16 protein-coding genes are annotated in these 19,555 nt (G+C 65.0%); 13 read left to right on the top strand and 3 right to left on the bottom strand.

The window, feature by feature from the left end; all coding sequences use genetic code 11:
- The first annotated feature begins 15 nt into the window (after positions 1–15).
- The 13 genes from DEH80_RS10195 (at position 16) to DEH80_RS10135 (ending at position 15,053) form a co-directional block, all read left to right on the top strand.
- Positions 16–3,507, top strand: coding sequence for a FimV/HubP family polar landmark protein (locus DEH80_RS10195; RefSeq protein WP_109720397.1), 3,492 nt, complete (start codon positions 16–18; stop codon positions 3,505–3,507).
- Positions 3,508–3,619: 112 nt separating this feature from the next.
- Positions 3,620–4,297 (top strand): hypothetical protein, encoded by a 678-nt coding sequence (locus DEH80_RS10190; protein WP_109720396.1) that lies wholly within the window; start codon positions 3,620–3,622, stop codon positions 4,295–4,297.
- Positions 4,297–5,115 carry a tRNA pseudouridine(38-40) synthase TruA gene (gene truA, locus DEH80_RS10185; RefSeq protein ID WP_109720395.1) on the top strand — a complete coding sequence of 273 codons (819 nt, stop codon included), beginning with the start codon at positions 4,297–4,299 and terminating at the stop codon, positions 5,113–5,115. Before DEH80_RS10190 ends, truA begins: the two co-directional genes overlap by 1 nt.
- Positions 5,082–5,711, top strand: a complete 630-nt coding sequence (locus tag DEH80_RS10180; protein WP_109720394.1) for a phosphoribosylanthranilate isomerase — start codon at positions 5,082–5,084, stop codon at positions 5,709–5,711. Before truA ends, DEH80_RS10180 begins: the two co-directional genes overlap by 34 nt.
- Positions 5,689–6,900 carry a tryptophan synthase subunit beta gene (trpB, locus tag DEH80_RS10175; RefSeq protein WP_109720393.1) on the top strand — a complete coding sequence of 404 codons (1,212 nt, stop codon included), beginning with the start codon at positions 5,689–5,691 and terminating at the stop codon, positions 6,898–6,900. Before DEH80_RS10180 ends, trpB begins: the two co-directional genes overlap by 23 nt.
- Positions 6,897–7,721 (top strand): tryptophan synthase subunit alpha, encoded by an 825-nt coding sequence (gene trpA / locus DEH80_RS10170; RefSeq protein WP_109720392.1) that lies wholly within the window; start codon positions 6,897–6,899, stop codon positions 7,719–7,721. Before trpB ends, trpA begins: the two co-directional genes overlap by 4 nt.
- Positions 7,718–8,575 (top strand): acetyl-CoA carboxylase, carboxyltransferase subunit beta, encoded by an 858-nt coding sequence (gene accD / locus DEH80_RS10165; protein ID WP_109720391.1) that lies wholly within the window; start codon positions 7,718–7,720, stop codon positions 8,573–8,575. The genes trpA and accD overlap by 4 nt, the downstream gene beginning before the upstream one ends.
- Before the next feature lie 4 nt (positions 8,576–8,579).
- Entirely contained in the window at positions 8,580–9,851 is a 1,272-nt protein-coding gene (gene folC, locus DEH80_RS10160; protein WP_109720390.1) for a bifunctional tetrahydrofolate synthase/dihydrofolate synthase, read from the top strand.
- On the top strand, positions 9,844–10,734 hold the full coding sequence (locus DEH80_RS17700) for an SPOR domain-containing protein (RefSeq protein WP_165831412.1): 891 nt from the start codon (positions 9,844–9,846) through the stop codon (positions 10,732–10,734). The genes folC and DEH80_RS17700 overlap by 8 nt, the downstream gene beginning before the upstream one ends.
- A 220-nt stretch (positions 10,735–10,954) precedes the next feature.
- Positions 10,955–11,473 (top strand): CvpA family protein, encoded by a 519-nt coding sequence (locus DEH80_RS10150; protein ID WP_109720388.1) that lies wholly within the window; start codon positions 10,955–10,957, stop codon positions 11,471–11,473.
- 37 nt (positions 11,474–11,510) lie between these two features.
- Complete coding sequence (purF, locus tag DEH80_RS10145) at positions 11,511–13,022, top strand: amidophosphoribosyltransferase (protein ID WP_109720387.1); 1,512 nt, start codon at positions 11,511–11,513, stop codon at positions 13,020–13,022.
- Positions 13,023–13,084: 62 nt separating this feature from the next.
- Complete coding sequence (locus DEH80_RS10140) at positions 13,085–14,281, top strand: O-succinylhomoserine sulfhydrylase (protein WP_109720386.1); 1,197 nt, start codon at positions 13,085–13,087, stop codon at positions 14,279–14,281.
- 1 nt (position 14,282) lies between these two features.
- Positions 14,283–15,053 (top strand): ferritin-like domain-containing protein, encoded by a 771-nt coding sequence (locus tag DEH80_RS10135; RefSeq protein WP_109720385.1) that lies wholly within the window; start codon positions 14,283–14,285, stop codon positions 15,051–15,053.
- Here DEH80_RS10135 and DEH80_RS10130 read toward each other — a convergent pair.
- The 3 genes from DEH80_RS10130 to DEH80_RS10120 all read right to left on the bottom strand — a co-directional run bounded on the left by DEH80_RS10130 (position 15,020) and on the right by DEH80_RS10120 (position 19,520).
- Positions 15,020–16,519, bottom strand: a complete 1,500-nt coding sequence (locus DEH80_RS10130) for a PepSY-associated TM helix domain-containing protein (RefSeq protein WP_109720384.1) — start codon at positions 16,517–16,519, stop codon at positions 15,020–15,022. The two genes, DEH80_RS10135 and DEH80_RS10130, sit on opposite strands and share 34 nt — an antisense overlap.
- A complete protein-coding gene (locus tag DEH80_RS10125) occupies positions 16,519–17,139 on the bottom strand; it encodes a hypothetical protein (RefSeq protein ID WP_109720383.1) in 621 nt (206 codons plus the stop codon). The genes DEH80_RS10130 and DEH80_RS10125 overlap by 1 nt, the downstream gene beginning before the upstream one ends.
- A gap of 191 nt (positions 17,140–17,330) precedes the next feature.
- On the bottom strand, positions 17,331–19,520 hold the full coding sequence (locus DEH80_RS10120; protein ID WP_109720382.1) for a TonB-dependent siderophore receptor: 2,190 nt from the start codon (positions 19,518–19,520) through the stop codon (positions 17,331–17,333).
- Between the last annotated feature and the right edge of the window lie 35 nt (positions 19,521–19,555).

The following is a 19,555-nucleotide window of genomic DNA, read 5'->3' as shown; positions in this document are numbered from 1 at the left end:
AGAGTCGACAGGATCATGCGTTTCGCCGCAGTTATTCTCGCGCTTGCGAGTGCCAGCATTATCTACCGCGCGGATGCGCTTGCCATCGGCGAGATCGAAGTGCGGACCATGCTCAACGAGCCCCTGGACGCGCGCGTTCCGCTGGTGGCGGTGTCTCCCGAGGAGCTGAGCACCTTGGTGGTCAGTCCGGCCTCGGTCGCCGCCTACGAGACGGCCGGTTTGGAACTCACCGGCTATGTGGCCGATCTCGATTTTGAGGTGGTCCAGGCCACGCCACCATTCGTACGGATACGCGGCCAGCGCCCGGCACGCGAACCCTTCCTCGATCTGCTGCTCGAGTTCAGCTGGGGCAGCGGTCGGCTGCTCCGCAACTACACCATCTTGCTGGACCCGCCCGCCGTGGCGTTCGAGCCGGTGGCTCAGGCTGACACGGCTGCATCGGATGCCTCGGGCCCGACCGTCTCGCCAAGCGATGTGACACCCACGGCGCCGAGCCGGGCCACGGCGCGCAGCAGCCAGTCCGGCTCTACGCCCGCACCGGCAACCGATCCGGCGTTCAACGAAGGCGTCGGTTGGGTCGATAGTACGAAGCCGGCGCCGGCCACGCCAGCGGCGCCGCCTGAGCCCGAGTTGATTGCACCCCGGCGGACGACGCCGGCAGAAACCGTGCGTCGCTACGGCCCGGTGCAGTCCAAGGAAACGCTTTGGAGCATCGCCTTCCGATTACGGCCCGACCCTGCGCTGACCATGAGTCAGATGCAGTTGGCGATTTTCCTGGCCAACCCAGAAGCCTTTGACGGCAATATCAATACGCTCCGGTCTGGCGCCATGCTGCATGTGCCCAGCGCTGCCGACGTGGCGAGCCTGGATGCCCTGGAGGCCAAGGAAGAGATCGCGCGGCAGCGTCAGTCGTACCGAAGTCGTGCACGCACGGCGGTCGAGCGGCCGCGCCCACCCGCGCCGCGGGCCGAGCCACCGGTGGTGACCGAGCCCGAACCCGCCCAGCCCGCCGCCGAGACGGCGGCTGCGGAGCCGGTCGAGCCGCCTATCGAGCAGTCCGTGGCGCCGACCGATGAGCCGCCCGCCGCTGCGTCTGAGGTTGACGAGCCGGCGCCTGTCGAAGCCACTGATGCCGAGCCGACATCCAGCGCAGAGGCGGACCTGTCTGCCGAGCCGGAGGAGGCGCCTGCTGACGAGTCGGCCCCGCAGCGTCCGATGACCGCATTGGAGCGGCTCCGCGCCCAACAGGCCGGTCAGCCGGTGCCGGGCCGCCCGGAGCCCCAGCAGCCAATTCTTGGCCAGGAGACCTCGTCGGAGGCGACCGTCGACAGCACATCGCCACCATCTGACGATGCGGCGGAAGACGCCGAAGCGCCCAACGGTGAGGGCGAGGCTGCGCCCGTCAGTCGGCCCGCTGCACCAGCGCAGGCGCCAGTGGATGACGACGGTGGCTTCCCGTGGCTTATTCTGCTGTTGGCCTTGGTGGCTGGCGGTGGGGTTGGCTACATGATCTGGAAGCGCCGTCAGACGCAGACGGTCGCGACGCCGACCTGGCCCAGCGCGAAGGAGGCGGCGACCGAGGCGCCTGCCGATCCCGGCGACACCACGGTGTCTGAAGAGCCGGTGGCAGCGGATGAGCAGCCTGCGACTCTGGACGCCACGACCAGCCTCGATGCCAACGAGACGGCCGCCGAGCTAGCCGAGGGGATGGAGCCGGATCCGGAAGCGCTCGGTCTGGAGGCGACAACGGTCTTCGACGCCGGTGCGGAGACAGCGACTGACACCGGCGGGCCGGTAGAAACGCCTGCCAGCGAGTCGACGCAGCAGTTCCATTCCGAAACCATCATGATTGATGTCAGCGGTGACGACCCCGTCGCTGAAGCTGACTTCCATCTGGCCTATGGCTTGTATGACGAGGCCGCGTTGCTGCTGCAGCAGGCCATGGAATCCGACCCGGGACGGGCCGACATCAAGTCCAAGCTGGCCGAGGTGTATTTTGCGGCCAGTCAGCCGAGCGAGTTCGTCGAGTTGGCGCGCCGTGTGCAGCCGGAACTGGCCGAGTCGGCGCCGGCTGAATGGAACCGCATCGTCATCATGGGGCAGCAAATCGCGCCTGATGAGCCCCTGTTCCAGAGCAGTGACGCTGCGGACCTGGGCGATGGTCTCGATCTGGACTTCGATTCCGAGCCCTCTGCAGCGCCAGACCCGGCTACCGATTTCGATCTGGGCGCGTTTGATGATCCGACCGAACAGCCCGCATCGGAGGTGTCCGCAGACGACAGCGATGACGACATGTCGCTGGAGTTTGATCTTGAGCCGGCGACCCCAGCGGCCGAGTCGGATGCAGCTGAGGAGGTGACCGAGACGTCGGCCGCGATGCCTGGCGATGACGAGCATTCGCTCGAGTTCACGCTGGATGCGACGGATGATGATGCCGTTGTTCCACCGGCCGAATCGGTAGGAGCGGCTGACAACCTGAGCGCCGCCGCCGAGACCGAAGAGCAGGACGCCGAGCCGTCGACGGAATCGACCGATGCGCTGGCATTCGACATCGACACCATGACCTCCGAGGAGCCGTTGCTGGCCGATGGTGACGCCGATGCCATGCTTGATGAGCTGGGTGACTTTGAGATTGGAGAGCCGGTAGCGGAAGCGTCCGACACCGACACCGACACCGACACCGATGCCGACACCGATGCCGACACCGATGCCGAAGAGGTGGTCGCCAGCGATGCACAGGCTATAGACGAGGATGATGCGGTCGGGGACTCGTCCACCGAAACGCCTGCTGCCCTGGACGATCTAATCGGTGACACCGACTTGGCCGAACTGGAGGCCGAGGCGGACGATCCGGCTGAGTTCGACTTCGGTGACTTTGGAGTGCCCACCAGCGAGCCGGCTGAAGACAAGGCAACGGAGGCGGCCGCTGAGCCATTCCAGTCTGATGACGAGGCGTCGTCGCCAACTGGTGAGGACGCTGCGGAGGATTCGGCGCCGGACGACGCCGAGGCTTTGCTCGCCGATCTGGATGACTTTGCGGCCGAGCCGGAAGAGGTGCAGGGTGCTGATCCACAGCCTGCCGAAACGCCCTCCACGCCGACGGATGACGCACAGGATGAACTCGCGGTGGACCTGTCCGAGTTCGACCTGGACACGGGTGATTCCGAGACCGATGTGGCCGCGCTGGAGTCCGTCGAGGCCGGAGAGGGGGAGCTGGACCTGAGCGAGTTTGACTTCGGGGTGTCCGACACTCCCGAGCCCGTTGACGAGGCTGCCGACGCCAGTGAGGACTCGCTGGACCTGGATGGCCTTTTCGATGAGGAATCCGCCTCGGGCGACGGCCAGGCTGAGGATTTGGGCAGCAAGCTGGATCTCGCGCGGGCCTATGTCGACATGGGCGATGCCGAGATGGCCACAAGCCTGCTCGATGATGTACTCGCCGGTGGCAGTGAGGAGCAAAAGGCCGAGGCGACCGAACTCAAGGCCCAGTTAGCCGGTCAGGGCTGAGGACACCGCGCACGGCTGGGCCGGCCTGCCGGCCTGCCGGATTGAGGTGCCGGGCGTGACGCCGTTCCGGTTCCCCGGTCTGACTGTCGCCGGCCGCGTACGCTTGCATCCTATGAATGCCGCATCTCATCACCACAGCTGGGTCAGTGCGCCGGTTCGGCTGGTGACGCTCTTGTTGCTGGCCGTGGGCTACCTGCTGGCCGAGCCCGCCGTCTTGTTGGCGCTGTCGGCCGCGATTGCGTCGCTGTTCGCACTGGAGTGCGGTGGCCGGGCGGTGCTGAACTGGCTGGCCGCGTTGCGGCAACTCAAGTGGTTATTCATCGCCTTGGCGGTTTTGTATCTGGGTTTTACACCCGGCGAGCCGTTGATCGCGGGCTGGGATCGTCCGAGCTGGCAGGGGCTGAGCGAGGGGGCGCACCGAGCGCTTGTGCTGGCGATGTTGTTGCTGGCCGTGCATTGGTTGGTTCGTCCGCTGCCAGCCGATGATCTGGCCGGCGGTGTGGTCTGGTTGGCGACACCGCTGTCCAGGCTCGGTGTACGCACCGAACGGTTTGCCGTCCGCCTGGCCTTGACGTTGCAACAGGTCGCTGAGCTACAGGCCCGCGTCACCGCCTTGCGGGAGCAGGCCAGTCGCGGCTGGATCGAGGCCGCGGGTGGGCTGGTCCAAGAAATCGAATCCGCATCGCCGCCGGTGGAGCGTCGCTGGATCGAGTTGGTGACGCCGCGCGCCCATGAATGGCTGCTGCCCGCGCTGCTCGGTGCAATCCTGCTCGCACTGGTCTGGTTCTGATGCGTTTCGCCGCAGGCATCGAGTACATCGGGACGCGCTATGCGGGCTGGCAGGCGCAGAAGCATGCACGGGGCGTTCAGGCCGAGATCGAGGCCGGTCTGTCCAGCGTTGCTGCGGCGCCGATTGAGGTGGTGTGTGCGGGGCGCACGGATGCCGGGGTCCATGGGCTGGGGCAGGTGGTGCATTTCGATTCGCCGGTCCAACGCCCGCCGCATAGCTGGATGCTGGGTGCCAATACACGCATGCCGGATGATGTGGCCGTCCGCTGGGTTCAGGCGGTCGACGAGTCCTTTCATGCGCGCTACACGGCCATCGGACGTCGCTATCGCTACGTCATCCACAACGCCCGGTCACGCTCGGCGTTGTGGCTGAACCGGGCCGCCTGGTGGACCTACCCCCTGGATGCCGGGGTCATGCATCAGGCAGGCCAGGCGCTGTTGGGCGAGCATGACTTCAGCTCGTTCCGTGCGGCCGAATGCCAGTCCAGAACCCCGTGGCGGCGCATCGAGTCGTTGCGCGTGCGACGCCACGGTGCGTTTGTGATCATCGACATTCAGGCGAATGCGTTTGTTCACCACATGGTGCGCAACATCGCCGGTACACTGATGGAAATCGGTCAAGGCAAGCGTGACAAGGCGTCGATGGCCGACATCCTGTCGGCCCGCAATCGCAGCGCAGCCGGCGTGACAGGCCCTGCAGGCGGGCTTTATTTCGTCGAGGCCCTGTATCCGCCGCCTTATCATTTCCCCGCCGCCGATGGTGACGCGGCTTTGTTCGGAACAGCATGCAACGCACTCGAATCAAGTTCTGTGGACTGACGCGCCCGGCCGATATCGAGGCGGCGGTACGGCTGGGCGTCGATGCCATCGGCCTGGTCTTTGCCCCAGGCAGTCCGCGCCGGGTGGATCTGGCCACCGCGGCGGCACTGCGTCAGCGGATACCCGGGCTTTGCCATTGCGTGGCCTTGGTCATGGATCAGCCCTATGACACTGTTCAGGCAATCGTCCAGACCGTGCGCCCCGACATGCTACAGTTCCACGGCTCTGAATCGGCCGCAGATTGTGCGCGGTTCGGCCTGCCGTATATCAAGGCGCTGGGCCTGGGTGGGGAGGCGGAAACCGCCGTACAGGCGTTTCCAAACGCCCTCATACTGACCGATAGTCACGCCCCCGGGCAGGCGGGCGGAACAGGGCAGACATTCGACTGGAACCGCGTGGCCGACTGGACACGCCAGCGCCCAGTGATGCTGGCCGGCGGACTCCACGCCGACAATGTCGAGTCGGCGATCGCCACCGCGCGACCCTATGCGGTCGATGTCAGCAGTGGCGTGGAATCGGCTCCGGGCATCAAATCAATCGACCGCATGCAAGCTTTTGTGAGAGCAGTTCAACGTGCCGACCAATCCAATCACTAGTCGACCAACGGATTCCGCGCCGGGCCATTTCGGTCCTTACGGCGGCTCCTTTGTGTCCGAAACCCTGATCGAGCCGCTGAATGCCTTGATCGCGTCCTATGATCGGCTCAAGACCGACCCGGCGTTCCGGGCCGAGTTGGATGCCGATCTGGCCAACTACGTCGGGCGGCCCACGCCGTTGTATTTTGCCGAACGGCTGACGCGCGAATTCGGCGGTGCCCGCGTGTTTCTCAAGCGCGAAGACCTCAATCACACGGGCGCCCACAAAGTGAACAACACCGTCGGGCAGGCCATGCTGGCCAGCCGGATGGGCAAGACGCGCATCATCGCCGAGACCGGCGCCGGTCAGCATGGTGTGGCGACGGCCACGGTGGCTGCGCGTCTGGGCCTGCAGTGTGTGGTCTACATGGGCGAGGAGGACATCGCGCGACAGTCGCCCAATGTGTATCGCATGCGACTTTTGGGCGCCGAGGTGGTGCCGGTCACGTCGGGTTCCAAAACGCTCAAAGACGCCATGAACGAGGCGCTGCGGGACTGGGTGGCCAACGTGGACGATACCTTCTACATCATTGGCACGGTGGCCGGTCCGCATCCGTACCCGACCATGGTACGCGACTTCCAGTCGGTCATCGGCCGCGAGGCGCGTGCCCAGATGCTGGAGCAGACCGGTCAGCTGCCGGATGCCGTGGTGGCCTGTGTGGGTGGCGGATCGAATGCCATCGGGATTTTCCATCCGTTCATCGACGACCCGGTGCGGCTAATCGGCGTGGAGGCGGCGGGCGATGGCGTCGAAACCGGCCGTCATTCGGCGCCGTTGTCGGCCGGACGCTCCGGCGTTCTGCATGGCAATCGCACCTACCTGATGCAGGACGAGAACGGCCAGATCCTGCCCACCCACAGCATTTCAGCCGGGTTGGACTACCCCGGTGTGGGCCCCGAGCACGCCTGGCTTAAGGACAGCGGCCGCGCGGAATACGTGGCGGCGACAGACGATGAGGCCATGCAGGCCTTTCATACGCTGACCCGCGTTGAAGGCATTATTCCTGCGCTCGAATCCTCCCATGCCATCGCCTACACCCGCACGCTGGCCCAACAGCTGGGTCCGGATGCCAGCATCGTCGTGAACCTGTCAGGTCGTGGCGACAAGGACATCAACACCGTGGCCGAACGAGAGGGCATCGCCCTATGAGTCGCTTGGATCAACGGCTGGCAGCGGTCCGCGACGCCGGCCGCAAGTCGCTGGTTCCCTACGTCGCGGCGGGTGACCCGGCCGGCCAGAACACGGTGGAGCTGTTGCATGCCCTGGCCGCTGCCGGCGCGGATGTCATCGAACTGGGCGTTCCGTTTTCCGACCCCATGGCCGATGGCCCCACCGTGGCCCAGGCTTGTGAGCGTGCACTGGCCGCAGGCACGCGGCTGGTCGATGTGCTGGACATGGTGGCTCGGTTCCGTGAGCGCGACACCGAAACGCCCATCGTGCTGATGGGTTATCTGAATCCCATCGAATCCATGGGTTATGAACGCTTTGCCGAGTCTGCTCGGGATGCAGGCGTGGACGGCGTGCTCATCGTCGATCTGACACCGGAGGAGGCTCCGGACGTGACGCCGGCGCTGCGTGCTGCCGGACTGGCACCGATCTTCCTCGCCGCGCCCAACACCTCGCTAGATCGACTCGTGGCCATCGGGCGTGAGGCCGCAGGATATCTGTACTACGTGTCGCTCAAAGGTGTGACGGGGTCCAGTCGCTTGGACACCGGTGAGGTGGCGGCGCGCGTGGATTTGCTCCAGGCGCATACGGGCATCCCGGTGCTCGTGGGCTTTGGAATTCGTGATGCGGAGACAGCCGCGACCATCGCCAGCACGGCGGATGGCGTCGTGATCGGATCTGCGTTAATACAGGCATTGGTCGATCGCGGTGAACAATCTGCTGTCGATGCCGCGACCGCGTTTCTTGCACCCATTCGCGCCGCCATGGATGCTGGCGTCAAGACTTCAGGGAATGCTGCATGAGCTGGTTGGAAAAACTGATGCCCTCCCAGGCCTCGGGCCAGGAGCGCAAGCGCAACGTGCCGGAGGGGCTCTGGGTTAAATGTGACAAATGCCAGGCGGCGCTTTATCGCGCGGAGCTGGAGCGCAGTCTGGATGTCTGTCCGAAGTGCGGCGCCCATCGACCGATTGCGGCACGCCGCCGGATCGACTTGCTGCTCGATGCCGAGGGTCGCGAGGAACTGGCCGGGGGGCTGGAGGCGAACGATCCGCTGAAGTTCAAAGATAGCAAGCGATACCGTGATCGCCTCTCTGCGGCGCAGAAAAGCTCGAAGGAAAAAGACGCGCTCATCGTCATGAAGGGCAGCCTTGATGGGGTGCCGGTGGTGGTGGCGGCCTTCGAATTCAATTTCATGGCGGGATCCATGGGAAGCGTGGTCGGCGAAAAATTCGTCCGAGCGGTGGAAGCCTGCCTGGCAGAGGACCGTGCGCTGGTCTGCTTCACCGCCAGTGGCGGCGCGCGCATGCAGGAAGCCTTGTACTCGCTGTTGCAAATGGCCAAGACCAGTGCTGCGTTGGCCCGCCTGTCCGAACGTGGGCTGCCGTACATCTCGGTGATGACCCACCCGACAACGGGCGGCGTGTCGGCCAGTCTGGCCATGCTGGGCGACATCAATGCGGCCGAGCCGGATGCGCTCATCGGCTTTGCCGGGCCTCGCGTCATCGAACAGACCGTGCGACAGACGCTACCCGAGGGTTTCCAGCGGGCAGAGTTCCTGCTGGAACACGGGCATATCGACATGATCATCGACCGCAGGCAGATGCGCTCCACCCTGCATCGTCTGCTCTCCATCCTGATGCAGCGGCCAGCCGCCTGACTCGATGACAGCCAACAACGGGCCGTCGCTGGACGACTGGCTCGCGCGTCTTAACGCGCTGGATCCCACGCGGATCGAGCTGGGGTTGGATCGTGTGCAGCCGGTGGCTGCCGCATTGGGCGTGCTAAACCCCGCAGCGCGTGTCATTACCGTAGCCGGGACCAATGGCAAAGGCAGCACCGTGGCATTGGCTGAGTCGATTCTGCGAGCGCAGGGTCTGAGCGTCGGCTGCTATACGTCACCGCATATCCTGCGGTTCAACGAGCGGGTCCGGGTCAACGGTCTGGAGGCCGCCGATGCCGCTATCGTTGCCGGGTTGGAGGCCGTCGAGGCCGCGCGCGCCGACACGCCGCTAACGTACTTCGAGTTCATCACCCTTGCCGCGCTATGGCTTTTCCGGCAACAGCCCCTGGATGTCTGGTTGCTGGAAATCGGCTTGGGCGGCCGCCTGGATGTCGTCAACGTGGTTGATCCTGACGTGTCGGTCATCACGTCGATCGGCCTGGACCACATGGACTGGCTGGGTCCGGATCGCGATGCCATTGCTCGCGAGAAAGCCGGAATTCTGCGGCCGGGCCGCCCCGTGGTCTGCGGCGAACCTGATCCACCGTCGGCGCTGGATGTCCGATTGACCGCGCACGATGGGCCGGTTCTGCGTCTGGATCAGGGCGGGGCTCGGTGGAGCGATACATCGCCCTGGACGCTATGGGTGGGGGATCGCGAATGGGCGGGCTTGCCACAGCCCGGTCTGGCAGGCGTCTCGACACGGCGCAATGCCGCAGCGGCCGTGGCAGCGCTGTGCTTTGCCGGCTGTGTCCCGAGTTTGGCGGCGCTGCGTAGCGGCCTGGCGAATGCCCGAATCCAGGGCCGGATGCAAACCATTGCGGCCTCTCCGGAAACGCTGGTCGATACCGCCCACAATGCGCAGGCGGCAGGTCATCTCGCGCAGTCGCTGGCGGCCCTGCCTGCGGCCGACGGGCCCTTGCAGTGTGTGCTCGGGATGCTGGCTGACAAGGATCCCGCAGCCGTGGTCCAGGCGTTTATGGAGCACTGGCCAGCCCGTCAGCCCGTGGTTTGGCGGTTTGCCGCCACTGCCGGCCCCCGAGGCCAAGAGGCCACCGTCCTGAAGGAGCGGGCCGGTGTGAAAGGGGGCTGTTATCCCTCGGTTGGCGCAGCGCTAGACGCTGCCCGGGATGCGGCCGGGCCCATCGGGCGTGTCGTATGCTTTGGATCGTTTTTGACTGTGGAATCCGCACTGCGCCATGTCCATGAATGAAGCCCTTAAAGCCCGATTGGTCGGCGCAGCCGTGCTGGTCGGCGTGGCCATGATCGTGCTGGGCAGTCTGCTGGGCGGTCCGAAGCAGCGTGAGGCGCCGGCCGACGGCGTCATCGTGATTCGTCCCGAACCCGAACGCCCGCCCAGCCTGCGGGCGCGTCAGGACGGCAGTGAGACCCGCGAAACAGCGGCGGCGACGTCCGGCCAACCCCAGCCGGTCCCCCAATCAAGCCGGGCGGACGCCGACCCGGATGCATCCGGCCCCACGCAGTCCGGGGGCGCGTCAAAAGGTGACGGCGCCACCCCGACTCAGCGAGCTCGGCCCGAGACTTCGCCGGACAGGGGCGCAGGGTCCGCACCCACGGCAGCGGCCCCAGCGTCCAACCCGGCGCCAGCCGAACCGGTGGCGTCTGCGCCGCCCAAGCGCGAACCGGCCCCGGCGCCTGATCGACCAGCCGCCACGCAGCCGGCGCCAGCCGCTAACGACCTGTATGCACGAATTGCCGGGACAGCGGTTTCGCAGTCCAGGCCGTCCGAACCCCCGGCTGCGGCGCAAAAGGCCGAGACACCGCCTGCTGCAGCCAGACCGGCTCCACGGCCTGCGACCAAGCCGACCAGCCCCCCACCGCCCAAGCCGCGTGTCGCCAGCAACGGCTGGATGCTGCGCATTGCATCCTTTGGCGATGCGGACAATGCGCAACGGATGGTCCAGCGCCTGCGTGATGCCGGGTATGCACCCAGCACGGAGACCGTGACGGTGGCCAATCGTCGCTACACCCGCGTGCAGGTCGGGCCGTATGCATCGGAAGCCCAGGCTCGGGCCGCGCAACGTCGGCTGAAGGCACAGGTGGGCGAATCCGGGCAGGTCATCGCCCCCCGATAAAGGCGCGGCTGGCAGGGGCGACCGGGCGTTCGGCCTCGCCTGAATTATTGCTAGAATATGACGCCTTATCGGCCCCGGACCCTCCGTCCTGCGACCCGCTCATTCGAGACCGGACATGTGCCCCGAAGATTCAGATCGCTGCCTCGTTCAGTCGCGGGACCGCTGGAGCGCGGCATGACATCGATGCGTTGCGCTGTCACCAACCCGGGGGCGGACTGAGGTGGTCTGGGTCGACTATCTCATCTTGGCGATCGTCGGCGTGTCGGCGCTGATCAGCCTGTTTCGTGGCTTTATCAAGGAAGCCTGTTCGCTCACAACCTGGGTGGTCGCGTTCTGGGTGTCCATGCGCTTTGCCAGCCCGGTGGCCACCTTGTTCGAACCCTACCTCTCGGCGCCCTCGGCGCGTCTGGGGCTGAGCTACGTTTTGTTGTTCCTGCTGGTACTCATAATCGGTGCCGTCGCCACACATTTGCTCACCGATCTCGTCCGCAAAACCTATTTCGCCGGAACGGATCGCATGGTCGGCGTGATATTCGGCATTGGCCGCGGTCTGATCATCGTCACTGTGCTGGTCATGGCGGCGCAGATCTTTACGCCGGTCCAGCAAGACCCCTGGTGGCAGGCATCCGCGTTCCTGCACCATTTCGAAGCCTTGGCAGACTGGGTTCGGGGACTGCTCCCCGAAGACTGGTCGCAAACCGTGATCGAACGCGCGGTCACACCTCAGAGCGGCGAGTAGCCCGTCGCAGTCGAACTCGAATACGGACCCCAGAACCATGTGCGGAATTGTCGGAATCGTGTCTCACCAGCCGGTCAATCAGGAGCTCTATGACGCCCTGACTGTGCTGCAGCACCGGGGGCAGGATGCCGCCGGCATCATGACGGACGCCGATGGACGCCTGTTCCTGCGCAAGGAGAACGGCCTGGTTCGTGATGTGTTCTCCCAGGCGCATATGGAGACGTTGATCGGCACCATGGGCATCGCCCATGTGCGCTACCCCACGGCGGGCTGCGACTCCAGTGCAGAGGCGCAACCGTTCTACGTCAACTCGCCCTTTGGTGTGGCGCTGGCGCACAACGGAAACCTGACCAACGCCGATGTGCTTAAGCGCGATTTGTTCATTCAGGATCGTCGTCACATCAATACCGACTCGGACTCCGAGATCCTGCTCAACGTGTTCGCCCATGAACTCATGGAGCAGGACAAGCTACGCCTGACCGCCGAAGATGTCTTCGAGGCGGTCTCCCGCGTACACCAGCGCTGCCGCGGAGCTTACGCGGCCGTCGCGATGATCAGCGGCGTCGGCATGGTTGGCTTTCGCGATCCGCACGGTATTCGCCCCGTGGTTTACGGCAAGCGCGAGACGCCCGAGGGCACGGATTACATCATCGCGTCGGAAAGCGTCGCCCTGGACAGCCTTGGCTATGAACTGATCGGCGATATCGCGCCGGGCGAGGCGGTGTTCATCTCCACCGACGGGCTGCTGTCCACCCGACGCTGCGCCCCGGAGGCGCAGTACGCGACCTGCATCTTCGAGTACGTCTACCTGGCGCGCCCGGATTCGGTCATCGACGACGTGTATGTCTACAAGGCCCGGCTGCGTATGGGGGCCACGCTCGCCGAGAAGATTCGCCGGGAGTGGGGGGATCACGACATCGATGTCGTCGTGCCTATTCCGGATACCAGCCGAACCTCCGCCGTGCAGCTGGCCAATGATCTCGACGTGCCGTACCGCGAGGGCTTCATCAAGAATCGGTACATCGGCCGGACGTTCATCATGCCCGGTCAGGCCCAGCGTCGGAAATCCGTGCGGCAGAAACTCAACCCGATCGATCTGGAGTTCCGGGGCAAGAACGTCTTGCTGGTCGATGACTCCATTGTTCGGGGAACGACGTCGCGAGAGATCATCCAGATGGCGCGCGATGCCGGCGCTGCCAAGGTGTACTTTGCCTCCGCCGCACCGCCAGTTCGCTATCCCAATGTGTATGGCATCGACATGCCCGCGGCCAGTGAACTGGTGGCGCATGGCCGCACGCATGAGGAACTGGAACGCCTGCTGGGCGCCGACCGGCTGATCTACCAGGACCTTGACGACCTCATCGAAGCGGTGCGTGCGGGGAATACCAATCTCAAGGACTTTGACACCTCGGTGTTCGACGGCCGTTATCCGACCCAGGATGTCGACGCCGAATACCTGAACCAGCTGGAACTGTTCCGCAGCGACGCTGCCAAGGATTCCAAGCGCCGTGCCGGACAACCGGTGATCGAGATCCACAACACTGCCTGAGGCGGTGACGCCGGGGCGCCGCTGCGGCATGCTGCGCGCCCTGTCGACAGCAAGGCCAGACCATGAGCAAACCCGATCGACCGCAGGACATTGATCCGAACTGGGGCACGGCGACCTTGGGTGTGCGCGCGGGCGAAATGCGGTCGGAATTCGGCGAGCACTCCGCGGCCATTCATGCGACTTCGAGCTTTGTTTTCGAGTCGGCAGAAGCGGCGGCCAAGCGGTTCTCCGGTGAAGAACCCGGGCTGATCTATTCCCGGTTCACCAATCCGACGGTCCAGGGCTTCGAGCGCAAGCTGGCGGCCATGGAAGGCGGGGACCAGGCGGTGGCGACCGCCTCCGGCATGAGCGCCATTCTCAGTCTGTTGCTGGCGACGCTGCGAGCCGGGGACCACCTGGTCGCGGCCAAGGGGCTGTTCGGATCGACCACCGGCTTGCTCAACAACATCATCAGTCGTTTCGATATCGCGATCACCTACGTGGCGCCGTCGGACACGGACGCTTGGCGCCAGGCCGTGCAGCCGAATACGCGTCTGTTCATGGTTGAGAGCCCGACGAATCCACTGTGCGAATTGGCGGATATTGCCGCTTTGGCGCAGATCGCCCGTGATGTCGGTGTGCTGCTGGCGGTCGACAACTGTTTCTGCACGCCGGCGCTGCAACAACCTCTGGCTCTGGGGGCGCATGTGGTCCTGCATTCGGCCACCAAGTTCCTGGACGGGCAGGGCCGTGCCGTGGGGGGCGCGGTGGTGGGGGATTCCAAACTGGTCGGCGAAGATGTGTTCGGGATTATTCGCACAGCCGGCCCCTGCATGAGTCCTTTCAACGCCTGGGTCTTTCTCAAGGGATTGGAGACGCTGGACGTGCGCATGCGGGCTCATTGCCAGCGTGCCGAGCAGGTCGCCGGGTGGCTGGCGGAGCAGCCGGCTGTCGACCGTGTGTACTACACCGGCCTGTCGACGCATCCCCAACATGCATTGGCCTGCCGCCAGCAGTCGGGCCACGGCGCCATTGTGGCCTTTGATCTCAAGGGCGGGCAGGCAGCAGCCTTCAATCTGATCAACGCCACGCGCTTGTTTTCCATTACCGCGAATCTGGGTGACGTGCGCAGTACGATCACGCACCCGCCCACCACCACGCATTACCGCATCGGGCCCGAGCTGCGCGCCGCAGCGGGGATCCAGGACGGGCTGGTGCGTCTGTCCATTGGCCTGGAAGATGCCGGGGATTTGATCGCCGATCTCCAGCGCGGGCTTTGACATGTGCGCTGCGCCCGTACTGGCGGCGTATTTAGAGTCGGACCCGGCCCGTAAGTGCGAACAGGTGCTGGCGCTGGACGACCATCAGGCGGCGCCGCTGCAACAGTCCATGCCTGGGCAACCCGGTCGGCCAGATCGTCCCGAACTGATTCACCCGGCCAAGGTGCGCAAGCGCAAACTCGGTTCTCAGGCTGGGCGGGCCGCCCTGGTCCATGCCGTGGCCCATATCGAATTCAATGCTATTAATCTGGCGCTGGATGCCGTGCTGCGCTTCGATGGGCTGCCCTCCGCGTATTACCAGGACTGGCTCAGTGTGGCCCGCGATGAAGCACGGCATTTCCGTATGCTGGCCGGCCGGCTAGAGGAACTGGGTGCGGCCTATGGCGACCTGCCGGCGCATAACGGCTTGTGGGAGATGGCGGAGAAGACAGCCGCCGACCCATTGGAGCGCATGGCCCTGGTGCCTCGGGTGCTTGAAGCGCGGGGGTTGGATGTGACACCGGGCATGATCGAACGGCTGCTCGATGCCGGTGACACCGACACCGTGGCCCATCTCCGGGTGATCCTGGCCGAAGAGGAACGGCATGTGGAGATCGGCTCCCGCTGGTTTGCCTATCTTTGCCGCCTGCGCCAGCTCGACCCGGTCCCGACGTTTCAGGCCCTGCTCGCCCGTCATGGCGTGGTGGTTGCCCGTGGGCCGATGAACCGACCGGCCCGGTTACGGGCCGGATTTAGCGATCAAGAACTGGATGCACTGCTAACAGCGGGCTGAACCGGTCCGTCCTGCTGGCCATCGCTGAGCCGCCGGCCTGGCCGCCGCCAGCCCAGTACCAGACAGAGCAGCAGTAGCAGGCCCAGGCCACCACGCACCCCGTGGACCACGGTCAATCGATGCAAGAGCCCGTGGGTGGCGACATCCCAGGCCAGCGTGAATCCGATGAGCAGGGCGGTTGCATTGCAAAGCCCGCGTCTCAAATCCAGCCCAGGTTGCCATTGACTCAGCACCAGCACGGCCACGAGTAACCCCCAGAACAGCGGGATGAGCGACTGACCACCGAGCAGCCCACTTCGGGTGACCAGCAACAGCACCGCCAGCGCCGCCAGTCCGCCCCAGACAATCGCATTCCATGCAGCGGCAAGCCGTGGGGAGGGCCGTCCCCGCTGTGCGCGCTTGAACAGCCAGATGCGCAGACCGCTGTGAATGACCACGCAGGCCAGCAGGCCGAGCAGGGCATAAGCCGCCTTGATGACCAGACCGCCGTAAGAGCCGAAATGCAGCGGATAAAACGCGGCGATGAGCTGTTGGCCGAGGGGACCGTTCGACAGACCCAAGGGTTCTTGCAGCTGGCCCGCGTCGTCAAAGGCGTAGTTGTCGCCGTAGATCAGCCGTCGCGGGTGCTTGGCCAGAATCTCGGCGCTTTGCCCCTCGGTGGCCGGCTCGTGGTAGCTGACGTACCAGGGAATTAAATCGGGATACTCTGCGTGAAACCGAGTCAATGCTCGGTCAGCCGGCGCCAAAGGAGCAGGCGCTTCGCTGCCCTCCATGTCGGAACCGAAAATCGGTGCGAAGAAGGCCCCGGTGTCTCCCTCGCTAAAAGTGGGGGCCATGGCCTGGGACACGGCGCTGGCCAGCCCGATGGCGGCACCGGTTAGCGCGATGGCGAAAAACATGGGTGATGCCCAGACGCCGACCCGGTTGTGCAAATCGGTCCAGGCCAGTTGCGAAGAGCGGCGCAGTCGCAGTCGGAAGGCGTCCCGGAACAGTCGAGGCAGGGCCAGCAGGCCTGAGCCCACCAGCGCTATCATCATGACGCCCAGGCTGCCGACCAGGGTCAGGCCCAGCACGCCGGGCAGGGTGAGGTAGTAATGCAGGGTTTCCAGCCAGTCGCGCCAGGGCGCATGCACGGGCCCGAGCAGCTGGCCATCGGCATTGGCATACCAGTTCTGTGCATCCGCCGTGACGGTCATGCGCGGCATGCCGGACACCGGCAGTCCGATGAAGAAGTGGTGTGGGGTCTCATCAACACGGGCGAGCCCGGCAGCGGTTGCAGTCGCGACTGCGGCAGGCGTGACCTGTTCGAATTCGCTGATTTGCGGCTGCTCCCAGCGCGCGAATTCATCATGAAACACCATGAGCGTGCCGCTCAGGCACAGCAGATAGAGCAGACCGCTAGCGGCCAGCGCCACCGCGCGATGCGCCTGCAACAGAGAAGCAACCCAGGCCGAAGAGCCAAGCATCAGGACACCCACATTGGTAACAAGGGATAGGCCAGCGCACCGGCGGCCACGCTGCCCAGCAGGATGGCGCTACGCGTGCGCAGTGCCAGGCCCGCTGTCGCGACGGGCATGAGCAGGGACCAAAGCAGCGGGGTGGCGATGAGCCCGATGGCAAGGCCATTGGCCGCCTGCAGGCCGGCGGCCAGCGCCAGTGCGTAGAGCAGCATGGCCAACAGCACAGCGGCCGCAACAGCCACCGGGCCTGCCAGCACGACGACCCATAGACGGCGAAGCCCTGTGCGCAGTCCGCCACCCGGTCCGGGTGGGCGCGGCCCGGCAGTCCATGTTGTCGTTCGACGCCGCCTGGCGGGACGATTCCGGGACCGTGCTTCGCTACGCGCCGCCTGCACCAGGAATAGCAGTCCGGCCAAGCTCAGTCCAAGGCCAGCAATGGCCAGCCCGCGGTCCGGCCCAGCGGCTTGCATCCACAGGCCGACGGAAGCCACGAGCAGCCCCCAGCCAAAGCCGCGCAGTGCCGGCCTGGACCACGCGACCACCGGTTGGCGACGCCCGGCCATCCAGGCGCCCCACAAAGCCGCGACACCGAGCAAGGTTGTGGTGCAGGCGAGCGCGCTTAGCATCCGCGCACTCGCCGGTCTGGCCACGCATCCCATCCTGCCTGCGGATTGGTAGGGCGGGCGGTTTGTTCCCGCCACTGAGCGCCCGGCGGTAGGCCATACGGTGTGATGCGTCGTGGATGGCTCATGACCATGCGTCTGTCCATGCGTTGTGTGTGGCGGTCACGGGGCGGCTGGAGTGGATGCGTACGCGCTTAGAAACTGCGTCGCAGCGTACCCACGACGGTGCGTCGATCACCGACGAAACAATCGCCCCGCGCCAGGCAGGTGGCCACATAGTTCTTGTCGGTGAGATTGCGCACGTTGATGCTGAAATCCCAGGGGCCCAGCGGGTAGCCGACCATGGCATCGGCCAGGGTGTAGGACGGCGTACGCAGCCCATCTGCGCCGTCCCAGCTCTCGCCGACGTAGCGCATGCCCAGACCTGCACGCAGTCCCCCCCATTGCGTAAGCGGTTTGACGGCCAACCAGGCAGAGGCCTGATTTTCCGGCACCGAGGCATAGCGCCGGCCGTTGGGGTCTTCGCTCAGCAGTCGGCTGGCGTTGGCTTCCAGGCTGATCAGGCCCAGGTCAAGCAGGGATTCGAGTTCCAGGCCGCGAAACTCCGCCACGCCCTCCTGTTGGGAACCCGCATTGGGCAGGCCATTGGGGTTGGACAGGTTGGACTGTTCGATATCGAAGGCGGCGAGGGTGATTTGTGAGCGGCCGCTGGCGGGTTCGTATTTCAGACCCACCTCGTACTGCCGACCTTCCTGCGGGCGCAGTGCCTCGCCGGTGAGGCTGTCGGTGCCGACGACCGGCTCGAACGATTCGGCATAGCTGGCATAGGGCGCCAAGCCGTTATCGAAGCGATACAGCGCACCGATGCTATAGCTCAACGCATCATCATCCTGCTCGGTGCTGCCGTCATCGGTGGTGACCTCGTCGTAGCGCAATCCGGCGGTTAGCCGCCAACGGCCCACGGACACCTGATCGTTCACGTAGACACCCAGGTCACGGGTTCGCGCTTCGGGGGCGTCGTTGTAGAACATGTCGAGAATGTCATCCCCCGGGACGTTGCCGTACACGGGGTTAAATACGTTGATCCAGTAGGTATCGCCCAGCGTATCGTCCGGCCCACCGGTGGCGAAGTCGTATCCCAGGGCAAAGGCGTAGGCGCTGTCGTTGTCGGTGGTGACATCCTGGTATTGCACGCCGAACATGACCTCGTGGTCGAGCACGCCGTCAAAAAAATCGGCATGCAACCGGGTATCGATGGCCGTTTGCTCGGACATGGCATCGCTGATGTAGAACGTGCGTGGCACGGTGCCGTTCTCGTACAGGCTGCCGTCGTCATTGAATACGTAGCGACTGCCGCCGATGAATGCCGGCCAGGCTTGGCGGTAGTCTGCCTCGCCACGCGTCCAGCGTGCGGTCACGTCGAGCGACCACACCGCGTTGATCATGTGGTTGGCCAGCAGGGTGACGGACTGGGATTCAGTGTTATAGCGGTCAAACTCCGGTTCGCCCAGAAAGGTGCTGTGCTCGATGAACTGTCCGTTAGGCGCCGGTGTTAGCGTCCCGGCAATGGGTAGGAACTGGGCACCCGCCTTGCTGCGGGTGTCCTGGTAGTTGCCCAGCAGCGTGATTTCGGTGCGTAGGCCCGGACGCCATGTGATCGACGGCGCCAGCACGACCGTATCGTTGTTCACGTGGTCGACCATGGTGTCGGCATCGCGGCCAACGGCCACGACCCGGTACAGCAGGCTGGCATCGTCGTTGAGTGCGCCGCCCACATCGGTTCCGAGCTGCAGATGATTGAAGCTGCCGTACTGAACGAATAGTTCATTGCGCTGGTCGGCGCGGGGCTGCTTGCTCACGATGTTGACCAGGCCGCCGGGGGAGCCTTGGCCATACAGCACCGAGGCCGGGCCTTTCAGGATTTCGACCTGTTCCAGCGTGTAGATATGGGGGCGAACGTTGTTGTAGTTGCCGAAGAGAGCCTGCAGGCTGTCCCGATACTCCGGCACGTTGAGCCCGCGCACCTTCAACCAGTCGCCTCGGGTGGCAAACCCGTAGGTGTCGCCGATCACACCGGCTGAATAGGTGTAAGCGTCTCCCAGATCCAACGCGCCCTTGGCCTGCAACTGCTCTGCGGTTTCGACCGAGACAGAGCGGGCCGTCTCCATAATGGGCGTGTCCGACTTCAGGGCCGAGTATCGCGTCATGCCCCCGTGCACAGTCATCTCGCCCAGGTCCTGGGGTGCCGCATCGTTTTGTTCGGCGCCCGCATTCCGCTCAGCGGTGTCTGCCGAGGTGGCGGCATCGGGCTGGGCAAGGGCGGTCGCCCCCATCGTCAGCAGGCAGCTCAAGGTGAGAAAACGAACTGGGAGGAGTCGAGACATGCAGGTCGCCAGGCGGTAGAAAAGGGAAGCGAAAA

The sequence above is a fragment of the Abyssibacter profundi genome, from assembly GCF_003151135.1.
Taxonomy (GTDB): domain Bacteria; phylum Pseudomonadota; class Gammaproteobacteria; order Nevskiales; family OUC007; genus Abyssibacter; species Abyssibacter profundi.
Note: the sequence above shows the minus strand (reverse complement) of the source record. Positions and strands in the feature narration are given on the sequence as shown.